This is a genomic window from Duganella margarita, from assembly GCF_009857535.1.
GTDB classification, from domain to species: Bacteria; Pseudomonadota; Gammaproteobacteria; order Burkholderiales; family Burkholderiaceae_D; genus Rugamonas; species Rugamonas margarita.
Window position 1 is genome coordinate 275470 of record NZ_WWCS01000006.1, and the last position, 16255, is coordinate 291724.

Below are 16255 nucleotides of genomic sequence, written 5' to 3' on the forward strand. Positions count from 1 at the left end.
AAGTAGCTCCAGCTGCGTTCACCACGTAGTAACACACAGTTTTCACTTGTCGATCACTACGGAGCTACCCATGAAACGTCTTAGTCTGCCTCTTATCTTCCTGTTGACCTGCGCCGCTGGCGCCAACGCCGTGGCCGGTCCGGCACTCGACTTGGCGCAAGCGCATTTCGCCGCCATCGGCGCCGGCGATCGCAGCGCGCCGCGCACTGAGTCATGCCTCAACAAGCGCCAGGCGCCGACGCGCTTCTTCTGGCTTGCGTACCGCGCCTGCGGCGGTACGCGCGCGTACTGACAGGCAATGCCGCCAGCGCCGACGACCTGGTGCAGGACACGCTGGAACGAGGCTGGACCGGCCTCGCGTCCTGGCAATCCGGCACCGATATGCGTGCTTGGCTGTTTTCGATCATGCACAATGTGCGGATCGACCAACTGCGGCGCAATCCGGCGCATGTTGAAGAATTTAGCGCGGAGACCCATGCGAGCGCGGTGCAGGATGACGCCACCGTGCGCCTGCAATTGCGCGACATGGAGACCGCCCTGCGTCTGCTGCCGGAAGACCAGCGCACCGTGTTGCTGCTGGTCGGACTGGAAGAGCTGCGCTACGAAGAAGTCGCCGCCATGCTGGAGATCCCGTTGGGAACGGTGATGTCGCGCCTTGCGCGCGCCCGTGAAAAATTGCGCGCCCTGATCGAAGGCCGCCCGTTGCGCGCGCCGCTGAAAGTCGTCAAATGAGCCAGATGCCTGTTACCGAAGCCGAATTGCACGCCTATGTCGATGGCGTCCTGCCCGCTGCCCGCATGGCGGAGATCGACGCCTATCTCAGCGCTCGCCCGGAAGAGGCGGCGCGCATCGCCGCCTACGCCACGCAAAACGACGAACTGCGCCGCCTGTTTGATCCGGTGCGGGATGAGGTGCCGCCTGCCGCCATGTTGACGCGGCCGCAGGCTGGCCGCCAACGCCAACCCTGGCTGCGCGCGGCGGCCATGGTCGTCATCGCCTTGACGGGCGCGGTCGCTGGCTGGGAATTGCACGGAACCGTCGCGCCGGCGCAGATGCAGGCGCGCGTGGCGGACGATGCTGCACCCATGCTGGCCAGCGCTAGCGCCGGCGCCCTGGCCCAGCGCGCCGCAGTGGCACACGCGGTCTACACACCGGACATGCGGCGTCCTGTCGAGATCGGCGCGTTGCAGGAGGATCAACTGGTCACCTGGTTGTCGAAGCGACTGGGCAGCGATATACGGCCGGCCCATCTCGGCAAGCTGGGATATGAGCTGATCGGCGGGCGGTTGCTGCCCGGAGATAGCGGGCCAGTGGCGCAGTCCATGTATCAGGATCAGGCCGGCCGTCGGCTGACTTTATACGTGTCCAACGACCAGACGCACAATCAGGACACCGGCTTCCGCTTCGCCAGGGAGGGCAGGGTCAACGTCTTCTACTGGATCGACGGCAAATTCGGTTATGCGCTGTCGGCCAGCGCGGACAAGGGCGAACTGGCGCGCGTGGCGGCTGCCGTCTACGAACAACTGGATAAACCGGAATCAAGGCCTTAGCGTTTCTTTTCCCGGATTGCCTTTACGGCGGTTAGCTCTTATGCGACTTGACCGAATTGCGGATGATGCGTACCGGCTTGCTCTGCGAATGGACCGGATCGGCCGGCAGCATGTCGGCCAGCGTTTGCTGATCGAGCACGTTGAGAAAGGCCTGGGTGGCGTCGTTGAGCGTGTGTTTCAGCTTGCAATTGGGCGTCAGCGGGCAGGTATCGGTGGCGCGGTCGAAGCATTCGGCCATGAAGAAATCGGTCTCGGTGGAGCGCACCAGCGCGCCGATGTTGATGTCCTTCGGCTCTTTCCCTAGTCGCAGCCCGCCATTGCGCCCGCGCACCGTCTCCACCAGACCGGCCAGGCCCAGTTGATACACCACTTTCATCAAGTGGTTTTTGGAGATTACGTGCAGGTCGGCGATATCCTGGATGGTGACCAGGCGATCCCGATTGGCCGCCAGGTACAGCAGCGTGCGCAGTGAGTAATCGGTAAAAGAGGTGAGACGCATGCTTTGATTCTGACTTAAGACAGATTAATGCGCCATTTTACATGCTAGTGAGTTATCTTGCGTACCGACGCCAGGCAGCGATTGACCGCAGACTGGCATTATCTGGAATCCCGGGAGGCCTTATGGACAATGAAGATGAACGCCGCCGCTTTATCGGCGAATTGTGGCAACGGTTCGAGCAGTTGCAGGCATGGGCAGTGGAGAACTGGCCTGATAAAGAGCACCCGTTATCGAGCGCGGACTTTGTCGAATCGCGCAAGGAGATCCTCGGCCTGCGCAATCCGGCGCAGGCCCCCGGCGGCGTGCCGGCAGACCGTGAGCCGGAGCAGGGCGGCGCGCAGTATATCGATGTGACGCCGGCGCCGTGGCCCTGATGAGTGATTAATCGTGGACGACTGGCGTGCCGATTTGCGCCAGCAGCCACGCGATCAGGCTGACCACCAGGCTGGCCAGCACGCCCCACGCCAGATTCAGCGCGCTGTCGAACAGCAGCGGCGCCACCAGTCCGGACACCAGTGCGAACAACAGCATCTGGATGAAGGACTGCATCGACGACGCTAGCCCGCTGTTGTTCGGGAAGTACTCCATCGCGATCAATGACAAAGGCGTCATCGCCAGCGCCAGGCCGAAGGAATAAATAAACAGCGGCATCACGGCCCACGGAATCGCGGCGACGAACGCCAGGTTGTAGGCGACATTGATCGCGCCCGCGCTAATCATGACCGCAAAGCCCAGCCACACCTGGCCCTTGCGCGAGAATTTTTGCGCGAATTTGCCCGACAGCGCGGAGCCGATCACCATGCCGCTAATCAGCGGCACGAACATCCATGCGAACGCGGTTTCCGGCAGGTGCAGGATGTTCATCACGAAATAGGCGGCGGAGCCGATATACAGCGCCACGCCCGCAAAGCACATGCCAACGGCCACCGCCAGCAGCAGGAAGTGGTGGTGGCATAGCACCTTCCAGTAGTTTTTGGCGATGACGCCCAGGTGGAACGGATGGCGGTCCTTGACGGCCAGGCTTTCCGGCAGCGCGCGGAACACCGACACCAGCATCAGCAGGCCGAAGGCGCTGAGGAACCAGAAGATCGACCGCCAGCCGAAGCTCACTTGCAGCCAGCCGCCCAACACGGGCGCAATCGCCGGCGCCAGGCCGAACACCATCATGATGTGCGACAGGATTTTCTGCGCCTGGATGCCGTCGAAACGGTCCAGCACAATCGCGCGTCCCACCACCGAGCCGGCGCCGGCGGCCAGGCCTTGCACCACGCGGCAGGCCAGCAGCACACCGATTGACGGCGCCATCGCCGCCACCACCGACGCGGCAATGTAGGCCACCAGCGAAACGATGATGACCGGACGGCGGCCGAAGGAGTCGGACAGGGTGCCGTAAAACAGCATCATGAACGCAAAGCAGAACAGGAACATCGACAGCGTCTGCTGCACCAGCAGGGGGCTGGCGTCGAAGGCCACGGTAATCGCCGGGAAGGACGGCAGATAGGTATCGATGGCCAGCGGTCCGACCATGGTCAGGCCGGCCAGCAGCAGCGTCAGCAAAATATTCATGAATAGCGTATTGTTCGTTGGACCCGGCATTTTACGCGATATGCGCTTGCCGCATAAGAATGGCCGAAAACCTTCGTTTGTATGCGTGAAGCGGGCGGTTATGCTGCGTAGTGGGCGATTACGCTCAGGATTTTCGAATTTGAGACACTATGACTATAGATACCTTTGACGGCACCTCCGTCAAGCCTTCGCACTGGAACCTGGCCAGTGTGATCGAGCAGCTGCGCGTTTCGCGCGAGGCGACCCACAACATCCGTCACCACGGCCGCGTGCGGGAATTGCCTTCGCGCGAGGCGCTGACGATCATCATCAACGGCCTGCAGGCGGTGCTGTTCCCGACCCATTACGGCCGTCCCAACCTGACCGACGAGAGCATCGACTTCTTTGTCGGCGATACGCTCAACACCACCTTGAACCGGCTGGCGGAGCAGGTGCGGCGCGGCTTGCAGTTCTCGTCGGAAGAGGCGATTCCCAATGAAGACGCGCTGACCAGACAGGCGCACGACATCACGCGCCAGTTCGCGGCCGGCCTGCCGGAAATCCGCGCGCTGCTGGTATCCGATGTGCAGGCCGCGTTTTCCGGCGACCCGGCGGCGACCTCGGTAGCCGAGATCATGCTGTGCTATCCGGGCACCATCGCCATCCTGTACTACCGCCTGGCGCACAGCCTGCACCGCCTTGGCTCGCCGTTCCTGGCGCGGCTGATTTCCGACATCGGCCATTCGATGACCGGGATCGACATCCACCCGGGCGCGCAGATCGGCGCCAGTTTCTTCATCGACCATGGCACCGGCGTGGTGATCGGCGAGACCGCCATCATCGGCCAGCGCGTGCGTCTGTACCAGCATGTGACGCTGGGCGCCAAGCGCTTCCCGGCGGACGAGCAGGGCGTGTTGATCAAAGGCGTGCCTCGCCACCCGATCGTCGAAGACGACGTGGTGATCTACGCCGGCGCCACGATTTTGGGCCGCATCACCATCGGCGCCGGCTCCACCATCGGCGGTAATGTGTGGTTGACGCAAAGCGTGCCACCGGCCAGCAATGTCTCGCAGGCGCAAATGCGCAACGACTGAGGCTAGTCGTCGCAAGCTTACATTTGCTTACGCGGGAAACCTGCTTTATACATCGGATTCTTCTGCTCGCGCGTTATTAGTCCTAGTTGCGGCAATCGCCGCATGAAGAACGAGGACTTTTACAATGACGAACAAAATTATCTATGCGGCGGCTCTCGCCACGATTATCGGCCTCGGTGGCTGCACCACGGTGGTCAAGGAGCGCGTGGTGGTACACGATCATCCGGCAACTGTGCGCTACGCGCCAGCCCCGGTGCAGGAGGTGATGCCGCCGGCGCCGGCTCCCGGCTACGCCTGGGTGCAAGGCCACTGGGCCTGGCGCGACCACGGCTGGCAGTGGCAGCGCGGTTACTGGTACCAAGGGCCGTCGCGCCCCATGCCAGCCGTGATCGTGGAGCAGATTACAGTTGCGCCGAGTCCTGCGCACTACTGGGTGCCGGGTCATTGGGCGTGGCATCACAACGAGTGGCAGTGGACGCGCGGTCACTGGGAACGTTGAAGCACCTTGTCGCGTAAGGTGCCTGGCGTGTATTCCGTGCGATAGCGGCCCCGCCGCTGGAGTTCCGGCACGATCAGGTCGACCACGTCGCGCATGCTTTCGTGGGCGACGGCGAAGGCGAGGTTGAAGCCGTCGATGCCGGTGTCGTCCTGCCAGGCTTCCAGCTGGTCAGCGATTTGCACGGGATCACCCACCAGCACCGGACCGCGTCCGCCAAGGCCGATGAATTGCGCGGCTTCGCGTACGGTCCATCGGCGGTCCGGGTCGGCCTGGCTGAAGGAGGCCAGCGCCGAACGGCCGGCGTCGGAGTCGATGTATTCGATGGTGGCGTCCAGCGGGAACTTGCTGAAGTCGACGCCGGTCCAGCCGGATAGCAGCGCAAGAGCGGCTTCGATGTCGATGTAGCGCTTGTATTCGTCATGCCTGGCGTGCGCTTCGGCCGCCGTTGGCGCGGTGACGATCAGCGCCTGCGCGTAGATCTTCAGATCTTCGCCATTGCGGCCGGCGGCGCGCACTGCCGCGCGCAGGTCGTCCGCATACTTCTTCACCACCTTTTTGCTTGGACCGCTGACGAACGTGCACTCGGCATGCCTGGCTGCGAAGGCGGTGCCACGCGGCGAAGTGCCGGCCTGGTACAGCAGGGGCGTGCGCTGCGGCGACGGTTCGCACAGGTGAAAGCCGGGCACCTTGAAGTATTTTCCTTCGTGATTGATCGGGTGGATGCGCGACGGATCGGCATACACGCCGCGTTCCTTGTCGTTGACCACCGCGCCGTCCTCCCAGCTTTCTTCCCACAGCTTGTGCACCACCTCCATGTATTCATCGGCGAGGTCGTAGCGTTCGTCATGGCTCAGTTGCTGGTTCAGGCCCAGGTTGCGCGCCGCGCTGTCGAGGTATCCGGTGACGATGTTCCAGCCGATGCGGCCGCGCGTCAGGTGGTCTAGCGTGGAGATGCGGCGGGCGAAGGTATAGGGATGCTCATACGTCAACGCGCATGTCACGCCGAAGCCGAGATGCGTGGTCGCCTGCGCCATCAGCGGGATCAGCGCCAGGGGATCGTTGAGCGGCACCTGCACGCCATGGCGGATGGCCGCGGCGGGGCTGCCTTCAAAGACATCGTACACACCCAGCACGTCGGCCAGGAAGATGGCGTCGAAACAGCCGCGTTCCAGCAGTTGTGCCAGTTCGGTCCAATGATCCGGGTCCTTGTAGCGGTGGCTGTTGTCACGCGGGTGCGTCCACAGTCCCGGCGACTGGTGACTCACCGTGTTCATTTGAAAAGCGTTGAAGCGTATGAGTTTAGGCATTACTTGGCTTTTTCCAGCGCCAGTTGATCGTCGGTTTTGGCGTAGTCGGGGAAATATTTGTCGGTCACGGCGAGGAATTCGCGCGAGCGGTAGGCGGCGGCGATGTCCCTGGCGAACTGCTTATCCTTGTCGGCGGTGCGGATGGCGACCAGGTTGGCGTAGGCCGGCGAGATTTTCTCGGTCAGCAGCGCGTCCTTCAGCTTCAGGCCCGAGGCCAGCGCGTAGTTACCGTTGATGAAGGCGTAGTCGGCGTCTTGCAGGGAGCGTGGCAGCTGCGCGGCTTCCAGCGGCAGCAGCTTGATCTTCTTGATGTTGGCGGCGATGTCGCGTTCCGATGCTTTGATAGGATCGGTCTTTTCGCGCAGCTTGATCCAGCCCAGTTGATCCAGCAGCACCAGCGCGCGCGCCTGGTTGGTCGGGTCGTTTGGCAGGGCGACGGTGGTGCCGTCTTTGACTTCGTTCAGTGACTTGTGTTTTTTGCTGTAGATGGCGATCGGCGCGGTCGGGATCTTGACCAGTTCCGACAGCGCCAGTTTATGGTCGGTCGAGAACTTGGTCAGATAGATGATGTGCTGGAAGACATTGGCGTCCAGCGAACCTTCGGCCAGCGCGTAGTTGGGCTGGATGTAGTCGTTGAATTCCACCAGTTTGATTTTATAGCCCTGCTTTTCCAGGATCGGTTTGATGCCCAGTTTAATCTGGTCCGCATACGGGCCGGAGCTGGTGCCGATGACGATTTCTTTCGGATCCTTGGCGTAGGCGGAGAAGCTGATTGCGGCGGCGACTGCGGCCAGCAGCAGGTGACGGCGTGTGTTCATGTGTTCCTTTAGCGTTTGTCGATGCGTTTTGCGATGCGGTTGCCGGTGAACTGGATCACCTGCACCATGAAAATCAGGATGGCGACGGTGGCGACCATGATGTCTGTTTCGAAGCGGTAGTAGCCGTAGCGGATGGCGAGGTCGCCGATGCCGCCGCCACCCACCACGCCGGCCACCGCGGAATAGGACAGGAAGCTGATCGACAGCACGGTCAGTGCCAGTACCAGGCCGGAACGGGCTTCCACCAGCAGCACGCGCAGGATGATCTGGAATTCCGAGGCACCCATGGCGTGGGCGGCTTCGATCACGCCGCGCGGGACTTCGCGCAGGTTTTGTTCGACCAGGCGGGCGAAGTAGGGGATGGCGGCGAACGACAGCGGCACGGAGGCAGCCAGCGGTCCGATGGAAGTGCCGGCGATCACGCGCGTGAACGGCACCAGCGCCACCAGCAAAATGATGAAGGGGAAGGAACGGACAGTGTTCACCAGCCAGCCCATTATCAGCGCGGCCGGACGGTTTTGCAGTGACTGGCCGTCGCCGACCAGAAACAGCATGATGCCCAGCGGGCCGCCAATCAGAATCGCGGCCGTCAGGCCGATGCCGAGCATGACCAGCGTCTGGCCCAGTGCTTCCGACATTTCCGGCAGCATGGCGAAGATGGCGTTGGCCGAGGCGCCCAGCGAGGACAGGAGTTCAGACATGGGCGGTCTCCGCGAGTGGTGCGATGGCCGCCAGCGCGTTGGCGGCGGATGCGCGGTTGGCGACGGCGGCGGCGAGTTCGCGGCCAAGCGCCGTGTGGCGCGGGGCGGCGAGGCTGGCTGCGTCGTCCAGTGCGAATTGTTCGGCGATGGCGCCGTTTTCGATCACCGCGACGTGGTCACAGATTTCGCCGATCACGTCCAGCTCATGGCTGACGATTACAATCGTTACGTCCAGCCGCTGGTTGATGTCCTTCAGTGTGCCAAGCAGCGCGCGCGTGGTTTCGGCATCCAGCGCGGACGTCGGCTCATCGCACAGCAGCACCGCCGGCTTGCTGGCCAGCGCGCGCGCAATGGCGACGCGCTGCTTCTGTCCACCCGACAGCTGCGCCGGATAGCTATCGGTCTTCTCGGTCAGCCCCACCAGATCGAGGCAGTCGCGCACGCGGGCGGCAATCTGTTGCTTGCTTTGCCCGCCGTGGATGTGCAAGGAGAAGGCGACGTTATCAAACACGGTCGCATTCTGCAGCAGATTAAACTGCTGGAAAATCATGCCGATATTGGCGCGCGCATCGCGCAGGTCGCGCTTGGACAGCGACGTCAGTTCGCGGCCATCGACCGTTACCGCGCCCCGGTCCGGCCGCTCCAGCAGGTTAATCAAGCGAAGCAGCGTCGATTTGCCGGCGCCGCTCTTGCCGATCAAGCCAAAGATTTCGCCTTGGCCGATCTCCAGCGATACGTCACGCACCGCGTGAAAATCACCAAACGCTTTGCTCGCATGCTCGATGCGGATCAGGGGAGTAGTCATCAGGAATAAGCTGTAGGTTCAGGCAGCGTGCCGTCGAGCGCATAGCGTCCGAGGTCGCGGATCTTGTAATCGACCGGATCGTGCAGGGTATGCACGCGCACGTTGCGCCAGAAACGATCGTAGCCAAATTTGGCGGAAGTGGAGCGGGCGCCGGTCAGCTCGAAAATGTCGTTGCTGACATCCACGCCAGCTTGATGCGCCAGCACCTTGGCCTCGGCCACGGACACCGCCAGCTCGCCGCGCTGCTGCGCCGTGACGGCCGCGCCGAGGCGGAACAGGCGGTCCAGCTCCTGCGCCGCGTGGTCGGCCAGCACCGAGGCAGGCCGCAGCTTGAGCCACAATTGGCCGAAGCGATGCTGGATCAGCGGATCGGCGCCGGCCTTGTCCACCCCTGAGGCGAACCAGGGCCGCGCCTCCTTGGCAATGTACTCGCGCGCCGCCTGAAACGCGCCTTCGCCGATGCCGAGGTACAGATTGGCCATGATCAGCTGCGCCACCTGCGAGCGCAGCGTGGCCTGCGCCGTGGCTTTCACGCCCGGCGCTTGCAGCACCTGCGTCGACGGCAGCGATACCTGATTGAAATGCACATTGCCGCTGTCGGTCTGCTTCTGGCCGAAGGCATCCCAGTCGGCTTGCACCGCCACGCCATGCTGACGGCTCGGCACCACGCCGATCAGCGCCGACTGCGACGCCTCGTGCCAGGCCGAGATGGTCAACCAGTCCGACCCTACGGAGCCGGACGAAAAACTCTTGATGCCATCCAGCTGGAAGCCGTAATCGGCATCCGTGGCGACGGTGCGCTTGTCGAGCGGGTTGAGAGCGTTGCCCCAGAACAGATTCTGCTCCACGGTCTGCGTCAGGAAGCGGCGCTGCTGCTGCGCGCTGCCATACAGCTGAATCCCGGCCAGTTGCAGATGGTGGAAACCGAAAACGTGCGCCAGCGCGCTGTCGGCGCGGGCCAGGATGCGGATCACCTGATACACCGTCGGCCAGTCGGCGCCCTGGCCGCCGTAAGCGGTGGGGATCGATAACGTCAGCAGGCCGGATTCGCGTATCCATTCACGCTCTTGAGCCGCGTGGCCGCCTGCCTGGTCGCGCGCATTGGCGGTTGCTGCAAGCCGCTGCGCCAGTTCGGCCGCAACTTGCAGCGGGTCGTCGGCATGAGTGTGCGACGCTTTGAGTAAGGCATGAGACATGGTATGTCCACTAGAAGGAAATCGGTGGCGCCAGTATGAAGACCGTTCCAAACTCAGTACACGAAGAATTCCGGCTTTTCATATGCGGAAAAATCATGCTATGGATTTTGCATATAGAAGCGCAAAACTATTCGTTTTGAATTGAATGCGGTGGATTTATCCTGAACGCTACCATCAAAAATCAGGGGATAGGACATGAGCATTCTTCTACTCAGCGGCAGCCCGGCTTCGCCTTCGAGCACCGGCCGCTTGCTGGATCACGTGGGCGACAAGCTGGCTGCGCTCGGCCACCGTCACAGCAAGCTGCAAGTGCGCGACCTGCCGGCCAAGGCCTTGCTGCATGCGGACTTCGCCGACCTGACGCTGAAGCGTGCGATAGACGCCGTCGCTGAAGCGGATGCAATTGTGATTGCCACCCCTATCTATAAAGCTTCCTACACCGGGATACTGAAAGCCTTCCTGGACCTGCTGCCGCAGGACGGCTTGAAGGACAAGCTGGTGCTGCCATTGGCCACCGGCGGCAGCCAGTCGCACATGCTGGCGCTGGACTATGCGCTGCGCCCGGTGCTGCACGCGCTCGATGCGCGCCAGGTCTTCACCAGTATTTACGCCACCTCGCAACAGCTGGTGTGGAATGACGTCAGCGGCCTGACGGTCGACCCGGCCATCGCGTGGCGCGTGCAGGCCGGCGTGGATGCGCTGTCGGCATGCCTGAACGCGCTGCGCCAGCAACCGGATGATGTCTTCGTCGCGCAGTCGCAGCCCGTGCGGCTGGCGCGCTAAGGACTAAGGAGCCAACATGAGCATCGAACAGAAACGCGCCTCGCGCCGCCATACCCTCGGCCTGCTGTTTGCAGCGGGCGTGATGGCTGCCGGTGCAGGCCAGTCGCAGGCGCAGACGCCGGCCAGGCAGGAAGTCCGCATCGGCTATCAGAAATACGGCACCCTGACTTTGCTGAAAGGCCGCGGCTCGCTGGAGCAGCGCCTGGCCTCGCGCAACGTCACCGTGAAGTGGACCGAATTCCCGGCCGGCCCGCAGCTGCTGGAAGGCCTCAACGTCGGCAGCGTGGACTTTGGCACGGTGGGCGAAGCGCCGCCGATCTTTGCGCAGGCGGCCGGCGCCAACCTGGTTTATGTCGGCAACGAGCCGCCGTCGCCGGGCAGCGAAGCCATCGTCGTGCACAAGGATTCCAGGCTGCGCAGCCTGGCCGACTTGAAAGGCAAGAAGGTCGTATTGAACAAAGGCTCGAACGTTCACTACCTGCTGGTCAAGGCGCTTGAAAAGGCTGGCCTGGACTATAAGGATATCCAAGTGGTCTACCTGCCGCCGGCCGATGCGCGCGCGGCGTTTGAGCGCGGCAGCGTGGACGCCTGGGCGATTTGGGATCCGTTCCTGGCCGCCGCCGAGAAACAGCTCGGCGCGCGCGTGCTGGCAGACGGCAAAGGGCTGGTGGCCAATCACCAGTTCTACCTGGCCGCGCGTCCGTACGCTGAAAAGAACAGTGACATCGTCCGCATCGTGCTGGAAGAAATCGCCAAGGTTGATGAGTGGGGCGCCAAGAATCCGAAGGACGTGGCGCAGATCCTGTCGGCGCAAACCGGGCTGGATACCGACATCGTGGCGCTGGCCGCCTCGCGCTACAGCTACGGCGTCAAGCCGATCAACGCCGACGTGCTGGAGCAACAGCAGAAAGTCGCCGACGCTTTCTCGAATCTGAAACTGATCCCGAAACCGATCGCGGTCAAGGATGCCACCCTGCCAGTCAAACAGCTGGCGGCGCAATAAGGAAGTCTACGATGTCTCTGAATCTGTTCTGGTTTATTCCTACCCATGGCGACAGCCGCTACCTCGGCACCGCCAAGGGCGCGCGCGCCATCGACGCCAACTATCTGAAACAGGTGGCGGTGGCAGCCGACACGCTGGGTTACGACGGCGTGCTGTTGCCGACCGGCCGTTCCTGCGAAGACGCTTGGGTAGTGGCGTCGTCGCTGATCCACGTCACGCAGAATCTCAAGTTCCTGGTGGCGATCCGTCCGGGCCTGACCACGCCGGGCCTGGCGGTGCGCATGGCGTCGACATTTGACCGCCTGTCCAATGGCCGGCTGCTGATCAACGTCGTCACCGGCGGCGACCAGGGCGAGCTGGAAGCCGACGGCTTGTTCGCCGACCACGCCAAGCGCTACGAAATCTCGGATGAATTCATTCGCGTCTGGCGTGCGTCGCTGGCGGGCGAAGGCGGCGACAAGGGCTACGATTTCGAAGGCAAGCACATTACGGTGAAAGGCGCCAGGACGCTGTATCCGCCGGTGCAAAAGCCGTATCCGCCGCTGTACTTCGGCGGTTCGTCGGAACCGGCGCACGAACTGGCGGCCGAACAGATGGACGTCTACCTGACCTGGGGCGAACCGCCGGCGGCCGTGGCGGCGAAGCTGGACGACATCCGCGCGCGCGCCGCCAAGCATGGCCGCACCGTCAAATTCGGCATCCGCCTGCACGTCATCGTCCGGGAGACCAATGAAGAAGCGTGGCGCGCCGCCGATGACTTGATCAGCAACCTGGATGATGAAGTCATCGCCAAGGCGCAGGCGTCTTTCGCCAAAATGGATTCGGTAGGACAGCAACGAATGGCAGCTTTGCACGGTGGCCGCCGTGACAAGCTCGAAGTATCCCCCAACCTCTGGGCCGGCGTGGGACTGGTGCGTGGTGGCGCCGGGACCGCGCTGGTGGGGGACCCCGAAACCGTGGCCGCGCGTATCAAGGAATATGCCGACCTGGGTATCGAGACCTTTATCTTCTCGGGTTATCCGCACCTGGAAGAATCGTACCGTTTCGCGGAACTGGTGTTCCCGCTGCTGGGCAAGGGCAAGGACCACGGCGAGCAATCGCTGACCGGCCCATTCGGCGAGATCATGGCCAGCGATATTCTGCCCAAGAAGAAGGCTGCGTAGATGAAGAAGCAAAGTGTATGGGCGCCATGGGCATTGCCGGTGCTGCTGATCGTGGTGTGGCAGGCATCGTCGCAACTGGGCTGGCTGTCGAGCCGCATCCTGCCGGAGCCGTGGGCGGTGGCCAAGGCTTTCTGGACGCTGGCGGTATCGGGCGAGTTGTGGGTGCACCTGCGTACCAGCTTGTGGCGCGCGATCAGCGGTTTCGCCATCGGCGCCGGCCTGGGACTGGCGCTTGGTCTGCTGACCGGCAGCTTCCGCCGCGCCGAGACACTGCTCGATACGACGCTGCAAATGGTCCGCAATATTCCGGCGCTGGCGCTGATTCCATTGGTGATCCTGTGGTTCGGCATCGACGAAACGGCCAAGCTGTTCCTGCTGGCGGTGGGCGTGTTCTTCCCGGTGTACCTGAATACCTTCCATGGCATTCGCTCGGCAGATCAGGGGTTGATCGAGATGGCGCGCAGCTACGGCTTGTCCGGCTGGCCACTGTATCGCGATGTGATCCTGCCGGCGGCGCTGCCATCGATCCTGGTCGGCGTGCGGTTTTCACTGGGCCTGGTGTGGGTGCTGCTGATTGTGGCGGAAACCATTTCGGCGCAAGCGGGCATCGGCTACATGACGATGAATGCCCGCGAGTTCCTGCAGACCGACGTGGTGCTGGTCGGGATTCTGTTGTACGCCTTGCTGGGCAAGGCGGCTGACCTGGTGTCGCGCGGATTGGAGAAGCACTTCCTGCGCTGGAATCCGGCTTACCGTTAAGGAGATCGCATGTTTATTTCTACCGCTTTATTTGATACCGGCGCGCTGCCGCGCGAGAGCGCCACCTGGACCAAGGCGTCGCCGGCGCCGGCGGCGCGCCGTCAGGGCGTGGCGCTGAATCTGGAAAGGGTCAGTAAATCCTTCGGCGCGCGCCAGGTGCTGCATGATGTGCAGCTGGAGCTGCATGCCGGCGAATTCGTCGCCATCGTCGGCCGCAGCGGCTGCGGCAAGAGCACCTTGCTGCGCGCGATTGCGGGGCTGGAGATCACCGACCAGGGCAGCATCAAGGTCGGCGCCGGCAATCTGGCGTCCAGCATCCGCATCATGTTCCAGGAAGCGCGCTTGCTGCCGTGGAAGACGGTGCTGGAGAATGTGGCGATCGGCCTGCCACGCTCCCTCAACGCGGCGGCGGCCACGCTGGCGACGGTCGGCCTGGCCGAGCGCGCGAACGACTGGCCGGCCGAATTGTCCGGCGGTCAGCGTCAACGCGTGGCCCTGGCGCGCGCGCTGCTGCACGAGCCGCAATTGCTGCTGCTGGATGAACCATTGGGCGCGCTGGATGCGCTGACGCGGATCGAGATGCAGCAGCTGATCGAGTCGCTGTGGCTGTCGCGCGGGTTCACCGCTGTACTGGTGACACACGATGTGCAGGAGGCCCTGGCGCTGGCCGACCGGGTGGTGCTGATCGAGGAAGGGCGGGTCACGCTGGACATGAAAGTCGACCTGCCGCGTCCGCGCGCACGGGGGAATGCGGCGTTTGCCGCGTTGGAACAGCGCTTGCTGGGCCGTATCCTGAATCAAACGCCGGCCGAGAGCAGCATCGCGGCGGCTGCCTGAGGCGAGCAATCCCGATACAATCGATTTTATCGATAGTAAGGCGGTAAATTTTTCGTTTTACAACTTTAGATGTGGCGCGCATAATCGTCCTCACTCGAACAATCTTGTTCACCACTCTAGGAGTTTCTAAATGAAAAAAATCGTTGCCCTGCTGATCGCCGCTGGTTTCTCGCTGTCCGCCTTTGCCGCTGCTGATACTTTCGTCTCCGACGCTAACCACACCTTCTCCAGCTTCAGCTACAGCCACTTTGGCTTCAGCACTCAGCAAAGCCGTTTCAACAACACCACCGCCAAGGTCACGCTGGACCGCGCTGCCAAGACCGGCTCGGTAGAAGCAACGATTGACGCCAAATCGGTCGACACCGGTTCGAAACTGTTCGACGGCCACATCCAGGGCGAGCAGTTCCTGGACACCGCCAAGTACCCAACCATCACCTACAAGTCGACCAAGGTCAACTTCAAAGGTGACGAGCCATCGACCGTGGAAGGCAACCTGACCGTCAAGGGCGTGACCAAGCCAGTGACCCTGACCATCACCAACTTCAAATGCGCTGACCACCCGATGGCCAAGAAACTGGCTTGCGGCGCTAACGCCACCGCTAAAATCAAGCGCACCGAATTCAACGCCGGCGCCTACGCACCGAACGTTGGCGACGACGTGACCCTGACCTTCGCGATCGAAGCCATCAAGGAATAATTGTCCGCAACCGGCGCAGCCTATTTGCTGCGCCGGTTGGTTCAAAGTAGTACACTAGGCTCGTCGGACCCACCGGAGAGCCATCATGTCGGACACAGCTTTAACCACAGTAAGCGTCCAAGATGCGGAAACGCGATTCTCGGAGCTACTGGCGGAATTATCAGGCGCACCGGTTGGCATTACCCAGAATGACCAACTGGCGGCCTATCTGATCTCTCGTAATGACTACGAGGCCATGTCAGAAAAAATCCAATTCCTCGAAGATCAGCTTTGGCTTGCCAAGGCAGATGTGGCTCGTGCTGAAGGCCGCGCTGCTAAAAAGCGCGTGACCGCATTCCTTCATGACTTCTCAGAAGGGGTAAATCATGAAGAAGCTGCAATTCACAAAGCAGGCTCTTGATTTCCTCGAAAAACTTGATGCGAAACAGTACCGACAGGTGGGCAAGGCTGTTTTCAAACTGCTTGCAGATTCCGAACCGCCAGACAGTCAATTGCTGAAAGGCGCCAAGCAAGGTGAGCGCCGTGTGGATGCAGGCGAATACCGTATCATTTATATCCCAGGCGGCCAAGAGGTGGAAGTGCTCGTCATCGGAAAACGGAATGATGATGAGATCTATCGTATATGGAAAAGACAGTAGTTGCTAACTAGCTCACGACGGCAGGAACCAGCCGATCAGCCCATCAGCGCAACGAACAATACATTGGGTCCCGGCGCCGGTGGCTGCGATCAGCCCTGCGGTGACGGCCACCATGCCGCGCAGCGCGCCGACCACGCCCGGATGGTTGCCATATTGCGCGTACAGCGCGGCCAGAGGCCCAGCACCGCCAGCAGTCGCCAAATCCTTGCAGCGCAAGAAGGGTGAACGAGATGAACAGATCCAGCAGGGAAGTAGGGCGGGGGCGCTCGTCAGTCATCCCGCATTATAGAACGGAACATTTTAATTGCGGAATGATAGGAGCCTGACATTGACTTTGTCCGGTGGTCGTCCATACTCGTTG

At 62.2% G+C, this 16255-nt stretch carries 22 protein-coding genes; 14 read left to right on the forward strand and 8 right to left on the reverse strand.

The annotated features are described in order from the left end of the window. The first annotated feature begins 70 nt into the window (after positions 1 to 70). Genes GTP55_RS29565 through GTP55_RS12105 form a run of 3 tightly spaced genes read left to right on the forward strand, consistent with a single transcriptional unit; the run spans position 71 to position 1550 of the window. Entirely contained in the window at positions 71 to 292 is a 222-nt protein-coding gene (locus GTP55_RS29565) for a hypothetical protein (RefSeq protein WP_202423665.1), read from the forward strand. After that, positions 214 to 732 carry an RNA polymerase sigma factor gene (locus tag GTP55_RS12100; RefSeq protein WP_161045170.1) on the forward strand — a complete coding sequence of 173 codons (519 nt, stop codon included), beginning with the start codon at positions 214 to 216 and terminating at the stop codon, positions 730 to 732. Before GTP55_RS29565 ends, GTP55_RS12100 begins: the two co-directional genes overlap by 79 nt. Beyond that, positions 729 to 1550, forward strand: a complete 822-nt coding sequence (locus GTP55_RS12105; protein ID WP_161045171.1) for an anti-sigma factor family protein — start codon at positions 729 to 731, stop codon at positions 1548 to 1550. The genes GTP55_RS12100 and GTP55_RS12105 overlap by 4 nt, the downstream gene beginning before the upstream one ends. A gap of 31 nt (positions 1551 to 1581) precedes the next feature. Here the strand turns inward: GTP55_RS12105 and GTP55_RS12110 are convergent, their stop codons facing one another. After that, complete coding sequence (locus GTP55_RS12110) at positions 1582 to 2049, reverse strand: RrF2 family transcriptional regulator (RefSeq protein WP_161045172.1); 468 nt, start codon at positions 2047 to 2049, stop codon at positions 1582 to 1584. A gap of 122 nt (positions 2050 to 2171) precedes the next feature. Between GTP55_RS12110 and GTP55_RS12115 the strand changes: the two genes are divergently transcribed. Next, positions 2172 to 2423, forward strand: coding sequence for a hypothetical protein (locus GTP55_RS12115; protein WP_110849470.1), 252 nt, complete (start codon positions 2172 to 2174; stop codon positions 2421 to 2423). A gap of 7 nt (positions 2424 to 2430) precedes the next feature. Here the strand turns inward: GTP55_RS12115 and GTP55_RS12120 are convergent, their stop codons facing one another. Next, positions 2431 to 3615, reverse strand: coding sequence for a multidrug effflux MFS transporter (locus tag GTP55_RS12120; protein WP_161045173.1), 1185 nt, complete (start codon positions 3613 to 3615; stop codon positions 2431 to 2433). A gap of 149 nt (positions 3616 to 3764) precedes the next feature. On the opposite strand from GTP55_RS12120, the gene epsC reads away from it, so the two are divergent. Both epsC and GTP55_RS12130 read left to right on the forward strand, forming a co-directional pair. Continuing rightward, positions 3765 to 4688, forward strand: a complete 924-nt coding sequence (epsC, locus tag GTP55_RS12125) for a serine O-acetyltransferase EpsC (RefSeq protein WP_161045174.1) — start codon at positions 3765 to 3767, stop codon at positions 4686 to 4688. A gap of 124 nt (positions 4689 to 4812) precedes the next feature. After that, positions 4813 to 5187, forward strand: coding sequence for a YXWGXW repeat-containing protein (locus GTP55_RS12130; RefSeq protein ID WP_161045175.1), 375 nt, complete (start codon positions 4813 to 4815; stop codon positions 5185 to 5187). Here GTP55_RS12130 and GTP55_RS12135 read toward each other — a convergent pair. The 5 genes from GTP55_RS12135 to GTP55_RS12155 are packed head-to-tail and all read right to left on the reverse strand — an operon-like array spanning position 5172 to position 10014. Beyond that, positions 5172 to 6494, reverse strand: coding sequence for an LLM class flavin-dependent oxidoreductase (locus tag GTP55_RS12135; protein WP_161045176.1), 1323 nt, complete (start codon positions 6492 to 6494; stop codon positions 5172 to 5174). The genes GTP55_RS12130 and GTP55_RS12135 overlap by 16 nt on opposite strands. Next, positions 6494 to 7312 carry a MetQ/NlpA family ABC transporter substrate-binding protein gene (locus tag GTP55_RS12140; protein WP_161045177.1) on the reverse strand — a complete coding sequence of 273 codons (819 nt, stop codon included), beginning with the start codon at positions 7310 to 7312 and terminating at the stop codon, positions 6494 to 6496. Before GTP55_RS12140 ends, GTP55_RS12135 begins: the two co-directional genes overlap by 1 nt. Positions 7313 to 7320: 8 nt before the next feature. Further along, entirely contained in the window at positions 7321 to 8013 is a 693-nt protein-coding gene (locus GTP55_RS12145) for a methionine ABC transporter permease (protein ID WP_202423666.1), read from the reverse strand. Continuing rightward, the gene (locus GTP55_RS12150) at positions 8006 to 8818 is read right to left on the reverse strand and encodes a methionine ABC transporter ATP-binding protein (RefSeq protein ID WP_161045178.1); all 813 of its coding nucleotides are present in this window, start codon (positions 8816 to 8818) and stop codon (positions 8006 to 8008) included. The genes GTP55_RS12145 and GTP55_RS12150 overlap by 8 nt, the downstream gene beginning before the upstream one ends. Beyond that, on the reverse strand, positions 8818 to 10014 hold the full coding sequence (locus tag GTP55_RS12155) for an acyl-CoA dehydrogenase family protein (protein ID WP_161045179.1): 1197 nt from the start codon (positions 10012 to 10014) through the stop codon (positions 8818 to 8820). The genes GTP55_RS12150 and GTP55_RS12155 overlap by 1 nt, the downstream gene beginning before the upstream one ends. Positions 10015 to 10209: 195 nt before the next feature. Between GTP55_RS12155 and ssuE the strand changes: the two genes are divergently transcribed. From ssuE to GTP55_RS12195, 8 genes are all read left to right on the forward strand, one after another. Beyond that, complete coding sequence (gene ssuE / locus GTP55_RS12160; protein WP_161045180.1) at positions 10210 to 10797, forward strand: NADPH-dependent FMN reductase; 588 nt, start codon at positions 10210 to 10212, stop codon at positions 10795 to 10797. A gap of 16 nt (positions 10798 to 10813) precedes the next feature. Continuing rightward, positions 10814 to 11800, forward strand: a complete 987-nt coding sequence (locus GTP55_RS12165) for a sulfonate ABC transporter substrate-binding protein (protein WP_161045181.1) — start codon at positions 10814 to 10816, stop codon at positions 11798 to 11800. Between the two features lie 17 nt (positions 11801 to 11817). Then, complete coding sequence (ssuD, locus tag GTP55_RS12170; protein ID WP_202423687.1) at positions 11818 to 12963, forward strand: FMNH2-dependent alkanesulfonate monooxygenase; 1146 nt, start codon at positions 11818 to 11820, stop codon at positions 12961 to 12963. After that, entirely contained in the window at positions 12964 to 13722 is a 759-nt protein-coding gene (gene ssuC, locus GTP55_RS12175) for an aliphatic sulfonate ABC transporter permease SsuC (RefSeq protein WP_161045183.1), read from the forward strand. A 9-nt stretch (positions 13723 to 13731) separates the two neighbouring features. After that, a complete protein-coding gene (locus GTP55_RS12180; RefSeq protein ID WP_161045184.1) occupies positions 13732 to 14559 on the forward strand; it encodes an ATP-binding cassette domain-containing protein in 828 nt (275 codons plus the stop codon). A 130-nt stretch (positions 14560 to 14689) separates the two neighbouring features. Continuing rightward, positions 14690 to 15256, forward strand: coding sequence for a YceI family protein (locus tag GTP55_RS12185; protein ID WP_161045185.1), 567 nt, complete (start codon positions 14690 to 14692; stop codon positions 15254 to 15256). Between the two features lie 85 nt (positions 15257 to 15341). After that, positions 15342 to 15656 (forward strand): type II toxin-antitoxin system Phd/YefM family antitoxin, encoded by a 315-nt coding sequence (locus GTP55_RS12190; protein WP_161045186.1) that lies wholly within the window; start codon positions 15342 to 15344, stop codon positions 15654 to 15656. Then, positions 15622 to 15894 carry a type II toxin-antitoxin system RelE family toxin gene (locus GTP55_RS12195; protein WP_161045187.1) on the forward strand — a complete coding sequence of 91 codons (273 nt, stop codon included), beginning with the start codon at positions 15622 to 15624 and terminating at the stop codon, positions 15892 to 15894. Before GTP55_RS12190 ends, GTP55_RS12195 begins: the two co-directional genes overlap by 35 nt. A gap of 12 nt (positions 15895 to 15906) precedes the next feature. Here GTP55_RS12195 and GTP55_RS30345 read toward each other — a convergent pair whose 3' ends face one another. Beyond that, positions 15907 to 16095, reverse strand: a complete 189-nt coding sequence (locus tag GTP55_RS30345; protein WP_371868339.1) for a hypothetical protein — start codon at positions 16093 to 16095, stop codon at positions 15907 to 15909. Positions 16096 to 16255 lie beyond the last annotated feature (160 nt).

Coding starts and splice junctions, on each gene's coding strand:
- GTP55_RS12180 (WP_161045184.1), top strand. CDS start 13,732: ATGTTTATTTCTACCGCTTTATTTGATACCGGCGCGCTGCCGCGCGAG.
- GTP55_RS12145 (WP_202423666.1), bottom strand. CDS start 8,013: ATGTCTGAACTCCTGTCCTCGCTGGGCGCCTCGGCCAACGCCATCTTC.
- GTP55_RS12140 (WP_161045177.1), bottom strand. CDS start 7,312: ATGAACACACGCCGTCACCTGCTGCTGGCCGCAGTCGCCGCCGCAATC.
- GTP55_RS12105 (WP_161045171.1), top strand. CDS start 729: ATGAGCCAGATGCCTGTTACCGAAGCCGAATTGCACGCCTATGTCGAT.
- epsC (WP_161045174.1), top strand. CDS start 3,765: ATGACTATAGATACCTTTGACGGCACCTCCGTCAAGCCTTCGCACTGG.
- GTP55_RS12155 (WP_161045179.1), bottom strand. CDS start 10,014: ATGTCTCATGCCTTACTCAAAGCGTCGCACACTCATGCCGACGACCCG.
- ssuC (WP_161045183.1), top strand. CDS start 12,964: ATGAAGAAGCAAAGTGTATGGGCGCCATGGGCATTGCCGGTGCTGCTG.
- GTP55_RS12120 (WP_161045173.1), bottom strand. CDS start 3,615: ATGAATATTTTGCTGACGCTGCTGCTGGCCGGCCTGACCATGGTCGGA.
- ssuE (WP_161045180.1), top strand. CDS start 10,210: ATGAGCATTCTTCTACTCAGCGGCAGCCCGGCTTCGCCTTCGAGCACC.
- GTP55_RS12110 (WP_161045172.1), bottom strand. CDS start 2,049: ATGCGTCTCACCTCTTTTACCGATTACTCACTGCGCACGCTGCTGTAC.
- GTP55_RS29565 (WP_202423665.1), top strand. CDS start 71: ATGAAACGTCTTAGTCTGCCTCTTATCTTCCTGTTGACCTGCGCCGCT.
- GTP55_RS12100 (WP_161045170.1), top strand. CDS start 214: ATGCCTCAACAAGCGCCAGGCGCCGACGCGCTTCTTCTGGCTTGCGTA.
- GTP55_RS12130 (WP_161045175.1), top strand. CDS start 4,813: ATGACGAACAAAATTATCTATGCGGCGGCTCTCGCCACGATTATCGGC.
- GTP55_RS12185 (WP_161045185.1), top strand. CDS start 14,690: ATGAAAAAAATCGTTGCCCTGCTGATCGCCGCTGGTTTCTCGCTGTCC.
- GTP55_RS12190 (WP_161045186.1), top strand. CDS start 15,342: ATGTCGGACACAGCTTTAACCACAGTAAGCGTCCAAGATGCGGAAACG.
- GTP55_RS12165 (WP_161045181.1), top strand. CDS start 10,814: ATGAGCATCGAACAGAAACGCGCCTCGCGCCGCCATACCCTCGGCCTG.
- GTP55_RS12195 (WP_161045187.1), top strand. CDS start 15,622: ATGAAGAAGCTGCAATTCACAAAGCAGGCTCTTGATTTCCTCGAAAAA.
- GTP55_RS12115 (WP_110849470.1), top strand. CDS start 2,172: ATGGACAATGAAGATGAACGCCGCCGCTTTATCGGCGAATTGTGGCAA.
- GTP55_RS12150 (WP_161045178.1), bottom strand. CDS start 8,818: ATGACTACTCCCCTGATCCGCATCGAGCATGCGAGCAAAGCGTTTGGT.
- GTP55_RS12135 (WP_161045176.1), bottom strand. CDS start 6,494: ATGCCTAAACTCATACGCTTCAACGCTTTTCAAATGAACACGGTGAGT.